General features: G+C 57.7%; 11 protein-coding genes. 8 read left to right on the top strand and 3 right to left on the bottom strand.

Annotation, left to right across the window (positions count from 1 at the left end):
• The first annotated feature begins 241 nt into the window (after nucleotides 1-241).
• The 6 genes from AC1PPL_RS08235 to AC1PPL_RS08210 all read left to right on the top strand — a co-directional run bounded on the left by AC1PPL_RS08235 (nucleotide 242) and on the right by AC1PPL_RS08210 (nucleotide 6,674).
• A complete protein-coding gene (locus AC1PPL_RS08235; protein WP_479973047.1) occupies nucleotides 242-376 on the top strand; it encodes a hypothetical protein in 135 nt (44 codons plus the stop codon).
• Between the two features lie 129 nt (nucleotides 377-505).
• Nucleotides 506-691, top strand: coding sequence for a DUF1328 domain-containing protein (locus AC1PPL_RS08230; RefSeq protein WP_011804154.1), 186 nt, complete (start codon nucleotides 506-508; stop codon nucleotides 689-691).
• Nucleotides 692-757: 66 nt separating this feature from the next.
• A complete protein-coding gene (locus tag AC1PPL_RS08225; protein ID WP_479973046.1) occupies nucleotides 758-1,615 on the top strand; it encodes a cysteine hydrolase family protein in 858 nt (285 codons plus the stop codon).
• Between the two features lie 55 nt (nucleotides 1,616-1,670).
• Nucleotides 1,671-2,714, top strand: coding sequence for a bifunctional nicotinamide-nucleotide adenylyltransferase/Nudix hydroxylase (locus tag AC1PPL_RS08220; RefSeq protein ID WP_479973045.1), 1,044 nt, complete (start codon nucleotides 1,671-1,673; stop codon nucleotides 2,712-2,714).
• Nucleotides 2,715-2,799: 85 nt separating this feature from the next.
• The gene (locus AC1PPL_RS08215) at nucleotides 2,800-4,797 is read left to right on the top strand and encodes a tetratricopeptide repeat protein (RefSeq protein WP_479973044.1); all 1,998 of its coding nucleotides are present in this window, start codon (nucleotides 2,800-2,802) and stop codon (nucleotides 4,795-4,797) included.
• 17 nt (nucleotides 4,798-4,814) lie between these two features.
• Entirely contained in the window at nucleotides 4,815-6,674 is a 1,860-nt protein-coding gene (locus AC1PPL_RS08210; protein WP_479973043.1) for a glycosyltransferase, read from the top strand.
• A gap of 45 nt (nucleotides 6,675-6,719) precedes the next feature.
• Here the strand turns inward: AC1PPL_RS08210 and AC1PPL_RS08205 are convergent, their stop codons facing one another.
• Both AC1PPL_RS08205 and cysQ read right to left on the bottom strand, forming a co-directional pair.
• Nucleotides 6,720-7,511 carry a sulfite exporter TauE/SafE family protein gene (locus AC1PPL_RS08205; protein WP_313560625.1) on the bottom strand — a complete coding sequence of 264 codons (792 nt, stop codon included), beginning with the start codon at nucleotides 7,509-7,511 and terminating at the stop codon, nucleotides 6,720-6,722.
• Nucleotides 7,496-8,317, bottom strand: coding sequence for a 3'(2'),5'-bisphosphate nucleotidase CysQ (cysQ, locus tag AC1PPL_RS08200; protein WP_454536242.1), 822 nt, complete (start codon nucleotides 8,315-8,317; stop codon nucleotides 7,496-7,498). Before cysQ ends, AC1PPL_RS08205 begins: the two co-directional genes overlap by 16 nt.
• Here cysQ and cysD point away from each other — a divergent pair.
• Both cysD and cysN read left to right on the top strand, forming a co-directional pair.
• Complete coding sequence (gene cysD, locus AC1PPL_RS08195) at nucleotides 8,273-9,811, top strand: sulfate adenylyltransferase subunit CysD (RefSeq protein ID WP_376738296.1); 1,539 nt, start codon at nucleotides 8,273-8,275, stop codon at nucleotides 9,809-9,811. The two genes, cysQ and cysD, sit on opposite strands and share 45 nt — an antisense overlap.
• The gene (cysN, locus tag AC1PPL_RS08190; RefSeq protein ID WP_123675014.1) at nucleotides 9,811-11,751 is read left to right on the top strand and encodes a sulfate adenylyltransferase subunit CysN; all 1,941 of its coding nucleotides are present in this window, start codon (nucleotides 9,811-9,813) and stop codon (nucleotides 11,749-11,751) included. The genes cysD and cysN overlap by 1 nt, the downstream gene beginning before the upstream one ends.
• A 12-nt stretch (nucleotides 11,752-11,763) precedes the next feature.
• Here cysN and AC1PPL_RS08185 read toward each other — a convergent pair whose 3' ends face one another.
• On the bottom strand, nucleotides 11,764-13,044 hold the full coding sequence (locus tag AC1PPL_RS08185; RefSeq protein ID WP_479973042.1) for a glycosyltransferase WbsX family protein: 1,281 nt from the start codon (nucleotides 13,042-13,044) through the stop codon (nucleotides 11,764-11,766).
• Between the last annotated feature and the right edge of the window lie 14 nt (nucleotides 13,045-13,058).

Genomic DNA, 13,058 nt, shown 5'->3' with positions numbered 1-13,058 from the left:
TTTAGGACCAGCGCCACTTCCACAACGCGTTGCGCGAACGCGTGGCGGCTGCGCCGGGAGATTCTCGGCGCTAAGGGCGGCGGCCTACTGCAGGGCCGCAGCGGTGCCCTGGGCAAGGCCGCGCATGTATGCCCTTGCAGACGCCATTTTTTCCAATACACCCCCGGCACCCCGCGTCCAGGCTGCCTAAGAATGCGCTGTTCACGCCAACCTGTTCCTGCTGCTGGCGGGCACGCCGCCTGTGCTGCAGCGGCTGTACAGCGCCTGGACGGTTGCCATCATGCTGGGATGGGTTCTGCGGATGGCCGCCACAGAACGCACGGGCGCCGTGCTGCTGCCGATCGCCGGCGGCGTGGTGCTGCATGCGCTGCGATAACCGGCAGCACTGTCAACACCCTCCTACACGCTGCGGTTTCGCCAGATGACGGAGTGCCTGCGCCAGCGCCCCTACTCTGGTGCCCAGCCGCCGCACCCGCCGGCGGCCCATCCCAAGGAGGCCTATCCCATGCTCAAGTACGCGATCATCTTCGCCATCATTTCGCTCATTGCCGGCGCGCTCGGGTTCACCGGCGTGGCCGCTGGCTCGGCCGCCATCGCCAAGGTGCTGTTCGTGGTGTTCCTGGTATTGGCCGTGCTGTTCGTGGTGCTCGCGCTGCTGGGTATCGGGGCCGCGCGCAAAGCCATCAAATAGCGGTGCCGGCCGGATGCGGCCCCGCAGTTGCCTACACTGCAGGCCCTGCACGCTCGCATCCGCGCCATGACAAGCACCGTTCACCTGCTCGCCATCGATCCCCAGAACGACTTCTGCGATCTGCCCGCCGCGTGGCACTCGCGCGATCCCCATAGCGGCGCGGTAACCGCCCCGGCGCTGCCCGTTCCCGGCGCACATGCGGACATGCAGCGCCTGGCAGCGTTCATCCGCGCGCAGGGGGCAGGTATAGACCACATCACTGTCACCCTCGACTCGCACCAGCGGTACGACGTGGCGCACCCTGCCTACTGGCAGCGCAGCGACGGGGGCGCGGTGGCGCCCTTCACCGCCATCACCGCTGCGCAGGTCCGCGCGGGTGCATTTGCGCCGCGTGACCCTGCCGCGCTGGCGCGCACACTGGACTACCTGGACACGTTGGAAACCCAGGGCCGTTACACCCTCATGGTCTGGCCCGTGCATTGCGAAATCGGCAGCTGGGGCCATGGCGTGCATACCGACGTGCTGGCCGCGTGCAGGGACTGGCAGGCGCATCGCCTACGCGCCGTACAGTCCGTCTTCAAGGGCATGAGTCCCTGGACCGAGCACTACAGCGCCGTGCAGGCCGAAGTACCCGACGCGGCCGACCCGCACACCGCCCTGAACACCCATCTGCTGGAACAATTGGCCAGCGCAGACCTGCTGCTCATCGCAGGCGAGGCCAGCAGCCACTGCGTGCGCGCCACCACCGAGCACATCATCCAGCACCTGGCCCGCCTGCACCCCGGGTGGAGCCCGCGGCGCCTGGTGCTGCTCACCGATTGCATGAGCCCCGTGGCCGGCTTCGAGGCGCAGCATGAGGCCTTCCTGGAGGCGATGCACGCCCAGGGTGCACGACTGGCGACTTCAAGCGAAATTTGCCTCTAGCGCTTATCCATCAAGCGCGAGCAGCTCACTTTTTTGAGAACACACGAATCGCCGCATGTACGACACCGCCATCCTCATCGGCCGATTCGAGCCCGTCCACACCGGCCATCTCGCCCTGCTGCGCGAAGCGCTGGTGCAGGCGCAGCAGGTCATCGTCATCGTCGGCTCGGCCTTCCAGGCGCGCACACCCAAGAACCCGTTCACCTGGCACGAACGCGAAGCCATGCTGCGCGGGGCTCTGCCCGAGGGCGACCGCACGCGCCTCACCGTGCTGCCGGTGCGCGACTACTACAACGAGGCGGTGTGGGTGGAGGCCGTGCGCAATGCGGTGGCGCGCCACAGCCCGCCGCAGGCGCGCGTGGGGCTGGTCGGCCACTTCAAGGACGCCACGAGCAGCTACCTCAGCGCCTTTCCGGGCTGGGAATTGATACGCATGGAGCGCCAGGGCCGCATCGACGCGACCGCCATCCGCGACACCTACTTCGGCGCCACACCCGCCACCGTGGCCCATGCGCTGCAGCCGCTGGCGCCCATGCTGCCGCCCGCCACGCAAGCGCTGTTGGAGCAATTCGCCCACACGCCGCACTTCGCCACACTGCAGCAGGAATGGCAGATGCTGCGCGGTTACCGCGCCGCCTGGGCAACGGCGCCCTACCCGCCGGTGTTCGTGACCGTGGACGCGGTACTGCGCTGCCAGGACCACGTGCTGCTCATCCGCCGCGCCCACGCACCAGGGCGTGGCCTGCTGGCGGTGCCCGGCGGCTTCATCGAACAACGCGAGACGCTGTGGCAGTCCTGCCTGCGTGAACTGGCAGAGGAAACGAATTGCGCCCTGCCCGAGGCCACGCTGCGCGCGGCGCTGCGCAGTGTGACGGTGTTCGACCACCCCGACCGCAGCCAACGCGGCCGCACCATCACCCACGCGCACTACTTCGACCTGCAGGACGCCCCGCTACCCCCGGTGCAGGCGGCTGACGACGCGGCGCATGCCGAGTGGGTGGCCATCGACCGGCTCGCGGGCATGGAAGAAGCGTTCTTTGAAGACCACTTCCACATGCTGGACCACTTCCTTCGGCTAACGGCGGAACAATGGGTGTAACGAGTTCTCCGTTTCTCTTAGACTCGCCAGCCATATTGGCTCCCAGCAGGGCATATATGCCCCTCAACACTGGAATCACGTTTCCATGACCGAATCTTCCAAGACCCCCTATGTGTATGCCGCTGCTCTCCTGATTGCAGTGTTGGGCATATACCTCCCCAGTCTGGGCAATGGACTAGTCTTTGACGACTTACGCCTGAGCGACGGGACCATCTTTGGGGAATATGGCAGTCTGTTGCAGATCAAGCAACGCATGCTGTCGTATGGAAGCTTTGTGTGGATACAGGATTTGTTTGGCGATGGCTGGTGGAAGCAGCGCACCGTCAATCTTGCACTGCACCTCGGGGTGGTAGCTGCACTATTTGCACTGCTGAAATCGCTGATCGGCATGGCGCGCTTCCCGCAAGAGTTTGAGGAGCAGGAGCATTTCGTGCGCTCCCGTGCGGCGGCGCTACGCGTAGGGGTGGCTCTTTTCGCGCTCAATCCCGTTGCCGTGTATGCCGTGGCCTACCTTGCACAGCGTTCGATCCTCATGGCCACGCTGTTTGCCGTCTTGGCATGCTGGATGTTTGTGCGTGGACTGCAAACGAGCCGTGCTAACTGGTTCGCGGGCGCGCTGCTGAGCTACGTGGCGGCAGTGCTCTCCAAGGAATATGCGGTGATGACAGTAGCCATGGCCGTGCCTCTGTATATCTTTGTTCGCCGCCCCGGCTGGAAGCAGATTGCAACCATCGTCGGCGTCGCACTGCTGGTGCTGATGATGGCCATCGGTGCGCTCTGGAGCGTTTATGGCCATGTCATAGGCAGGCTGTTCGACCCTCAGTCTCTGGCTCTGGCGCAGCAGTTGGAAGCGCTGCGCCCTGGCATTACGCAGCAGATCTACCCGCTCAGCATCTTGAACGAAGCCGCTCTGTTCTTCGTGTACGGGCTGCTGTGGGTGTTCCCTAACGTGCAATGGATGTCCATTGATTTACGGCCTGCATTCCCTCTCAGTTTTGGCTCTTCTTGGCACCTTCTGGGCGCGTTGTCCTATCTCGCGTTGCTGTTGATTAGCCTGTGGCTGGCCGTGCGCCGCAGCAACCTCTGGGGTCTCGCTGGATTGCTACTACTGTTTCCGTTGCTCTGGTACGTGACCGAGTTTTCCACCGTGTGGGTTCAGGATCCCTTTGTGCTGTACCGCAGCTACCTGTGGGCGGTTGCCCTGCCAGGGCTGGCCGCCATCGTGCTCACGGGATTCAAGCCGCGCAGCATTTACATCGTAGGCGTGGTGCTGGGCGTGTTATTCGGCGCCCTGGCCTTGGAACGGGTGATGTCATTGAAGGATGCAGGCTCGGCGTGGGGTGACGCAGCCGACAAGATCAGCCCCACCGCACCTCCCAATGCCGTAGGCCGCAGTCGCGCGTATCTCAATCTCGGTGCGTACCAACTGGAAAAGGGCCTGCTGACCCAGGCGGAACGTAGCTTTGCCACCGCCGATGCGCTGGGTGACCCACAAGGCAACGCCCGCTTCAACACAGGCGTCGCGTTACAGCAGCAGAAGAAACATGCCGAGGCGCTGCAAGCGTTCGACAAGGCCCAGGCCAAAGGTTTTTCAGGCCAGTCATTGCACTATCACCGCGGAGAATCGGCCTTTGCGTTGGGCCAGTATGCCAAGGCATATCAGAACTTTGATGCTGCGCTGAAGGCTCCTGCCGAAGCCATTGAAGGGGGGGAGAAAATGCAACAGCTGCTGCGTTTGCGCCACGCCGAAGCGGCCATTGGCGCCAATCAATTCGACGCCGCGATTGCTGACTTCAACCTGCTGCTACAACAGAGCCCTGGCAACTCCCGATTAGAACTGGGCCTCGGCATGGCACTGATTGGCAAGGGAGATACAGCACGTGCAATCGGCCTTTTTGACCGACTCCTGGCACGCGCCCCCAACCCGGCTGCCTTTTATGGTCGTGGCCTCGCACATCAACGTGGGGGGAATCAGGCCCAGGCATTAAAGGACCTGGACCAAGCCATTCGCATGGACCCCCGCAATCCGCAATATCGAGCAGTACGCGAGCAAATTGCGACTACCAAGTCGCAAAAACCCTGAACCGTCCGTCTCTCACCATGCGCGTACTGCACGTCGGCAAGTTTTATCCCCCCTATCGCGGAGGGATGGAAGTCTTTCTGGCGGATCTGATCTGCGAACAACGCCGGCAAGGGATAGACGCCCATGCGCTGGTCCATGGCGACCCTTTACCGGCGGACCCACCCTGGGTGCAACGCATTCCGGTGCAGTTCAATCTAGTGTATGCCCCGATGGCGATGGGCTTTCGACGAGCTCTCAGGCGCGCCATCGACCAGATCAAACCCGACGTCCTACACCTGCATATGCCCAATAATTCGGCACTGTGGGCACTCACCTTACCGAGTGCTCGCAAAGTGCCTTGGGTCGTGCATTGGCACTCGGATGTGGTGGTATCCAATATCAAATGGTCTGTCGCGCTCGCCTACTTGCTCTATAGGCCCTTTGAACAAGCATTGCTAGAGCGCGCGCAACAGATATTCGCGACGTCTCCACCATATCTGAAAGCCAGCTCAGCCCTACGCGCTTGGACCGACAAGTGTGATGTTGTCCCGCTGGGCATCAACTTGCGTGAAGCCTCGGTCGACGCACAAACCATTAGCAAAACACCATCGTTTTGGCGAGCAGACACCCAGTTCCGGCTGCTGTCGGTGGGTAGGCTCACCTACTACAAAGGCTTCGAAACGCTGATTCATGCTGTTTCCACTCTGCCCGGCGTGGAACTGCTAATCGTGGGAAGCGGTGAGCTTCAGGAAACGCTTGAAGAGCTGATAAGCAACGTGACTCCGCATGGCGCTCAGCCAGCCACACGTCTACTGGGTGCTGTGGATGAGGCACAAAAGCATGCTTTGCTTGCCCAGTGCGATCTCTTTTGCTTGGCATCACGCGAGCGCACCGAGGCGTTTGGCGTGGTGTTGCTGGAAGCCATGCAGCATGCCCGCCCCTGTTTAGTTACCGATTTACCTGGTTCGGGCATGCCCTGGGTGGTATCCCGCGCCCAATGCGGGCTACACGTGCCGTTTGAAGATGTAGATGCCTGGCGTAGCAGTATTGCCCGCTTGCATCATGATCCTGCCCTGCGCCACCGCCTTGGAAAGGCTGGCTACGAAGCCTTGCATCAGCACTTCAGCATTAGCCCTTGCGAACGCACGGCCGCTCTCCACTACAAAGCTATGACATCAAGTAGCCAGCCTGTACAGCCCACGCGCAGGTTGATGGTTGTCATCGCTACCCACAACAACGCAGCCGACATCGCCCACCTGATACAGCGAGTACGCGGACTGGTCAACGCAGCAGTTCTGGTGGTGGACAACCGAAGCACCGACGCGACTTGCCACCTGGCAGAACAGTACGGTGCAAAGGTTCTACGCCCCCTTCTGGCTATGACCACCTGGGGCAGCTTGCAGACGGGCATACGTCATGCTCTCGCTCAAGGTTACGCGTCCGTCATCACCATCGACGCAGAGGGCCGCTACGAAGTGGAAGAACTGCCAACGCTGATTAACACAGATAGCGAAGCTGATATGGCAGTGGGCTACTTTGCGACGAGCAATAGCTTGCCGCGTCGAGCAGCATGGCAATGGTTCAGGTGGGTCACTGGCTTGGGTTTGCGTGACTTTGTTTCAGGCTTTCGTTTTTATAACCATGCCGCAATGCAAGTGGCGGCCTTGGCCGAAGCTACTCTTCTGGACTACCAAGACATTGGAACGCTGCTGCTGATGAAACGCGAGGGCAAGCGCATTGCGGAGGTGCCGCTTGCAATGCACACTCCCAAGATAGATCGCTCCAAAATTTTCAGATCTTGGGCCTACGCCGCACGGTACATGGTTGTTTCAACGCTCCTCAGCATCGCGCATGGACGACCCGCACTCAGAGCGAAAAAAATTACCAAAAACGTATAAGTTGGACATAGGCACTATTGGCTAGCGGCACCCCAATCGCCCGCATTACCCCATCACCTTAATGCCTCCCGCGACCAGCGCCATCGCCAGAGCCAACTGAACCCATCTGCCGGGGATCTTCCCTGCGAGTAGGCTCCCTAAAAGTACCGCCGGAACAGAGCCAGCCAACAAACCGGCCAGCATCCACCAGTCCACCATTCCCGCAAACAGATAGCCCGCTCCCGCAACTACCGCCAGCGGGATTGCATGAACGAGATCAGTGGCAACTAGGCGATGTGGGGTCATCCGTAGAGGGTAGAGATACAGCAACATCACGCTACCCAACGCGCCGGCCCCTACCGACGTCAGGGCGACGCACAGCCCCAAGATCGCGCCAGCGGTCACCGTCAACGACGGTTGAACTGCCTTAAAACGCTCTGCCCCGTTAACACGTCGCCCACGCGCATAAGCCAACAATCTTGGCGCAGCAAACAAGCCCACAGCCGTGATCAGCACAACGATGCCAATCGCTTTAGTCAGCCATTCCACCTGGGCCACCTGCCCATCGAGGCTGACAATCACCACGATGAGCAGTGCTACTGGCAGACTTCCCATCCATAGGCGCCTAGCCACTTGCCAGTCGACATGGCCGTTGGTGTGATGCACACGTGCTCCAACAAGTTTGGTGACGGCTGCAAACCATAAGTCAGTGGCGATCGCTGTGGTCGGAGACACCCCGAAAAAAATCAGCAAAATAGGCGTCATTAAAGCGCCCCCACCCACCCCCGTGAGACCCACCACAAAACCAGTTAACGCCCCGGCAAGGGCATAAGACGTGTCAATCACTTCGGTATCCAAGCAGCACTGCCTGCAGCAACAAACGGTGGATTAAACACATTGGGTTTGCCATAACTCAGAGACTGGCCTTGCAGGTCCAGCACTACGCCCCCCGCCCCCTCCAGCACGGCTTGCGCTGCCGCCGTGTCCCACTCGCAAGTCGGGGCTATGCGCGGATAAACATCTGCCGTACCTTCGGCAATGCGGCAAAACTTCAGCGAACTCCCCACCGACATCAACTGAACAGGCCCTAGCCGGTGGACCATTGCCTGAGTCTCCGTGTTGAGATGACTCCTGCTCGCGATGACCCGGCACACGGAACCATCGCCACGGTGACTCACCCGGATCGGAATGGTTTCACCACCCATGCATCGCCATGCGCCCAAGCCTGAACCACCCCAATAAAGTGTGTCGATGGCCGGTGCATACACCACACCCATGACACTGCGGCCCCCTTCTATCAAAGCGATGTTCACGGTGAACTCCCCGTTGCGGGAGATGAACTCCTTGGTGCCGTCCAGCGGATCGATCAACCAAAACCGTTCACTTTGGCGATGTACGTACGGACCCTCCGCCTCCTCAGACACCACGGTGCAGTTTGGCAGCAATCGCTGTAGTTGTTGGACCAGCACCCGATGGGCAGACAAATCAGCTAGCGTGACTGGAGACGTGTCCTCCTTCAGCTTTGCTTCCACTCGCCCTTTGGCATAGATAGCCATCACTTCGCTACCAGCAAGTCGTGCGATGGGTAGCAGCTTGTCGAGCAGTCCAACAAACTCAGCATGTCGCATATTGCAAATAAGCGAAAATTGATTGATGCTACACATCCTAGCACGCATATTAGAGCAATTAATTTAATGAAATCGCAAATTGCGACATACACTACTCGGGGTTTGCCGGGCCTCGACACTCACCAGGTGTGGGACACTGAGCTTGCCTACGAGCATCTGAAGAGTTGTGGCGAAGCCGACACCAGACGAACCGCCGAGCGTAGACTCAAGGCGTCAGGGCTGCTCCCGCAGGAACTGCGCGGTGATGATTTACGAGACGAGCATGGGCGCCCACCAAACCGCTTGGTGCTGGGCTGGGCAATTGAGCACGCGCGAAAACGACGCGACCGCGTTCTTTTTGCTCAACTGAACTCGTTACCGAACGGCATTCCCTGTCTGCATGCCAACGACGCGCGCGGCGCGCGTTTTTGGGTACCGTTGCCAAACACTCAACACAATACTATTTGGCAAGCCCTGCTGGCACTGCAGAAACACATCAACAAGCCTGTGGCAGTGTTTCCCCACGGCACGTTGGTCGAGGCGTTGAGAGAAACAAAAAACACCCCAACCATTCACTTTTGTCCGCAGGCATATCGATCTGCTCTACCTAGTGGCAGCCTGCATCTAAACGACGCAAATGGATCTACGAAGCCCCTCTCGCCACACCTAAGGTGGTTGGAGGCGGAGAGCATTCACATCATTCGAGAAGCAGTGGCCGAGTCGCAAAACCCTGCCATGTTGTATTCGATTGGCAAAGACAGCAGCGTGATGCTGCACCTGGCACGCAAAGCGTTTTATCCAGGAGTGCCGCCGTTTCCACTGCTGCATGTGGACACGCAGTGGAAGTTTCAGGAGATGTACGACTTCCGAGACTGGATGGCGCGCGAAGGGGGGATGCAACTGCTAGTGCATACCAACCCCGAGGCTATTGAGAAAAACATCAATCCCTTCCAGCATGGCTCTGCCCGCCATACCGACATTACCAAGACCGAGGGATTGAAGCAGGCACTCGACAAGTACAAGTTTGATGTGGTGTTTGGTGGTGCGCGACGAGACGAAGAACAATCGCGAGCCAAGGAACGTGTGTTCTCATTTCGCACCGCCAGTCACCGATGGGACCCCAAGAACCAACGCCCCGAGCTCTGGAGCCTGTACAACACGCGCAAAAATCCGGGTGAAAACATCCGCGTTTTCCCCCTGTCGAATTGGACAGAACTGGATATTTGGCAATACATCCACCATGAGCGCATCCCGGTTGTGCCACTTTACTTTGCCAAACCACGCCCGGTTGTGGTGCGCCCAGGAATGATCATGCTGGTGGACGATGATCGCTGCCAACTGCTGCCAGGCGAGGAGATTCAGATACGCAAGGTACGCTTTCGCACACTGGGGTGCTACCCGCTGACGGGCGCCATCGAGTCTGAGGCGGACACACTGGAAGACATCCTGCTGGAGCTGATCAACACCCACCAGTCCGAACGGCAGGGCCGCAAGATAGACACCGACAGCGCAGGATCAATGGAGAAGAAGAAGCAGGAGGGCTATTTCTGATGGCACGCCCCACAAAATCTCAAGCGGCCCGATACCCGGCACGCAGCCGCGATACATCTAATTTAGGTGATTGGCTTGCACAGCAGGCACAACAAGACACCCTGCGTTTCATTACCTGTGGCAGCGTCGATGATGGCAAAAGTACCTTGATAGGGCGGCTGCTGTGGGAATCGCATTACGTTTTTGACGACCAAATGGCCGCGTTGACCGCGGACTCAAAGCGTCATGGCACACAAGGCCAGAACATTGACTTGGCCCTATTGGTGGACGGCCTGACCGCAGAGCGGGAACAAGGCATCACTATTGATGTGGCCTACCGGTTTTTTGGCACCGCGCGGCGCAGGTTCATCGTGGCGGACACCCCCGGACATGAGCAATACACGCGGAACATGGTAACGGGTGCATCTACCGCCGATGTGGCGGTCATCCTGATTGATGCGAGGAAAGGTTTACTGACGCAGACGCGGCGGCACACCCGCCTGCTCTCACTGATGGGGGTCCGTCACCTGGCCTTGGCCATTAACAAAATGGATTTGATCGGGTTTGATGCCAAAGCGTTTAAGCGCCTTGAGCAAGACTTTGCGAACCTGGCCGAAGGTCTGCAATTTGACAGCGTTACGGCCATCCCAAGTTCTGCACTACTTGGGGACAACGTGACTACCCGCTCTGCGCACACGCCTTGGTATCACGGCCCTACGCTCTTGGGATACTTAGAAACGGTGCAAATACCTCCAGCGACCGACCAGCGCGTCGTGTTCCCTGTGCAATTTGTCAACCGGCCGTGTTCGGAATTCAGAGGCTTGGGCGGTAGCATTGCCAGTGGGCGGTTAGCCGTGGGTAGCACAGTGCGGGTTACCGCCTCAGGCCAAACAGCACGTGTCAAGCGTATCGTTACGCCGGCGGGAGATGCATCAGAGGCCTTGCCGGGCAGCGCCATCACCCTGGTGCTGGACAAAGAAGTGGATGCATCGCGCGGCGACATTTTGGCCGAAGCTGATAATCCCCTTCAGTTGACCGATCAGTTCACGGCGACCATCATCTGGATGCATGAAGACAAGGGAATGGTAGGTCGCAGCTATGAGCTGAAACTGGCCAACCAATGGGCAGGCGCATCCCTGACTTGCATCAAACACCGTATAGACGTCAACACAGGTGCCCATGAAGCATGTCGGCACCTAGACCTGAACGATATTGCTGAATGTAACCTGGCGCTGAGCCGCCCCGTGGTGTTCGACACCTACGCCACCTCGCACACCTTAGGTGCTTTCATCCTTGTTGAGCGTTTCACACAAGCAACAGTGGCGGCAGGCCTCATCACACATAACCTGCGCCGCGCACAGAACGTCCACAGGCAATCTTTGAGCATAACCCGGCGAGACCGCGAACGGCTCAATGGCCATAAAGGCAGCGTGATCTGGTTCACAGGCCTCTCAGGTTCGGGCAAATCTGCAATTTCTGATGCACTTGAAAAAGCCCTGCACATCCGCGGCAAGCGCACCTACATCCTCGATGGCGACAACATCCGACAAGGACTGAACAAAGACTTAGGTTTCACCGATGCGGACCGCGTGGAAAACGTCCGCCGCGTCGCCGAAGTGGCCAAGCTCATGATGGATGCCGGGCTGATCGTTATGACCGCGTTCATCAGCCCGTTCCGTGCCGAGCGTCAAATGGCTCGGGAACTCATTGGGGAAGAAAATTTCATCGAAGTATTTGTCGATACGCCATTGGAAGTGTGCGAGCAACGCGATCCAAAAGGGTTGTACAAAAAAGCACGTAGTGGACAACTTCCCAACATGACAGGGATCGGCAGTCCTTATGAACAACCAGATCACCCCACCATCACCATCAAGACTGCCAACATCACCATAAAAAACGCCGTCGAACAGATCATAGAGCGACTATTCAACGACTCACATTCTGAGTTGCACTCGCTATAGGCCACCTCACACTCACGAGAAGAGCTTGCGAAAACTTCTCAATACTCTAACAAAGGGCAACAAAACCCGATGAATCAACGGTCGCCGCAAGACCGCTGACTGAATATTTTCAAATGCAGACTTGATGTGGAAAGCCAAAACCTCACTTAGGTCAGCAAAGAAAATACGCCTGTTCTCCCTTATCACCACGGGAACTTCCTTGTTTGGAAATTCAGAGAACCTGCGAGCACCCATTTTTGCACTCTTAGTCGCCAGCAAAAAGCCATGGCCAAACTCTCGATCCGGCTCGAGATGACAACCTTCGGCCCATTCGTTCCATGCATTAACAAATACTATTTCGTCCCCTTGCTTTGCAGCCAAATCCAAAGTAGAACTCAGCCAAAACTCATAATTGTCAGGCTCGCCATTTAGAAACAGAAGGGCCCTATTATTCACTCGCGCCGTATTATCCCAAGAAGGAAATATTGTCTTAAAAACTTTCCCTCCATCATAGGTGCGAGAGAGGTAAGACTGCGCGACCGTCGCATAGTCCATAACATTTCCGACAAACGGTTGGTAGAACGCAATCTCAGAATTAACATTGGCAGATTTCATATTGTGCGGAGGGAACTCCACCCCCGCATCAAATCCATAATCCGCATAATTTTCATTGCCGTGCGTCAATGCAGCGCATAAAAATATCTCACCAACTCCATTTTTTCGACAAAACTCACGCCATATTTCAATTGTCTTCCCAGCATCAGGAAGATGCTGCGGCCTATAAACAATCAAAATTGGTTTATCATCAACCCTAATATACCTCTCATCCTCAAAAAAAGGAACCAATGATTTTATAAAATCGGTGTCGTCATCCGGGAGATATTTTTGAGCAATCAAAACCTCATGCTCCGCAGCATCCCAACGGCGAGTCCAATTTTCATTAGCCCAGCAAAGGCAAAATGGCATATCGCTTTCTTGGTCAGAAAGCATATCATCCAACGGACGGTTCAATATCCTCTTGCCAGAAAACCAATAATAATGGTAGCAAAATCCATCAATTCCGTGATCTTTCGCCATCTTAATTTGATCACGCCTAGTCTCCCTAACCCTCAGATCATAAAATCCCAAATCTGTAGGAAGATGCGGTTGGTAGTGACCATCAAATAGCGGTTTCGCCTTGGTCACATTTGTCCACTCGGTAAACCCCCTCCCCCACCACACATCATTTTCGGGTGTTGGATGAAATTGCGTAAGATAGAATGCAATCAATTTAACACTATTACCAGACGCATCAGATATTTTCGTAATACTCATCACCAATAATCCTC

This window comes from Diaphorobacter sp. B2A2W2 (assembly GCF_056730635.1).
The sequence above is the reverse complement of the archived record's forward strand: the minus strand, read 5'-3'. Positions and strand labels throughout refer to the sequence as shown.

Bases quoted from the DNA above. Each gene is read 5' to 3' on its own strand.
- AC1PPL_RS08210 (WP_479973043.1), top strand. From the start codon at position 4,815: ATGCGCGTACTGCACGTCGGCAAGTTTTATCCCCCCTATCGCGGAGGG.
- AC1PPL_RS08230 (WP_011804154.1), top strand. From the start codon at position 506: ATGCTCAAGTACGCGATCATCTTCGCCATCATTTCGCTCATTGCCGGC.
- AC1PPL_RS08220 (WP_479973045.1), top strand. From the start codon at position 1,671: ATGTACGACACCGCCATCCTCATCGGCCGATTCGAGCCCGTCCACACC.
- AC1PPL_RS08225 (WP_479973046.1), top strand. From the start codon at position 758: ATGACAAGCACCGTTCACCTGCTCGCCATCGATCCCCAGAACGACTTC.
- cysD (WP_376738296.1), top strand. From the start codon at position 8,273: ATGTCGCATATTGCAAATAAGCGAAAATTGATTGATGCTACACATCCT.
- AC1PPL_RS08215 (WP_479973044.1), top strand. From the start codon at position 2,800: ATGACCGAATCTTCCAAGACCCCCTATGTGTATGCCGCTGCTCTCCTG.
- cysN (WP_123675014.1), top strand. From the start codon at position 9,811: ATGGCACGCCCCACAAAATCTCAAGCGGCCCGATACCCGGCACGCAGC.
- cysQ (WP_454536242.1), bottom strand. From the start codon at position 8,317: ATGTGTAGCATCAATCAATTTTCGCTTATTTGCAATATGCGACATGCT.
- AC1PPL_RS08185 (WP_479973042.1), bottom strand. From the start codon at position 13,044: ATGAGTATTACGAAAATATCTGATGCGTCTGGTAATAGTGTTAAATTG.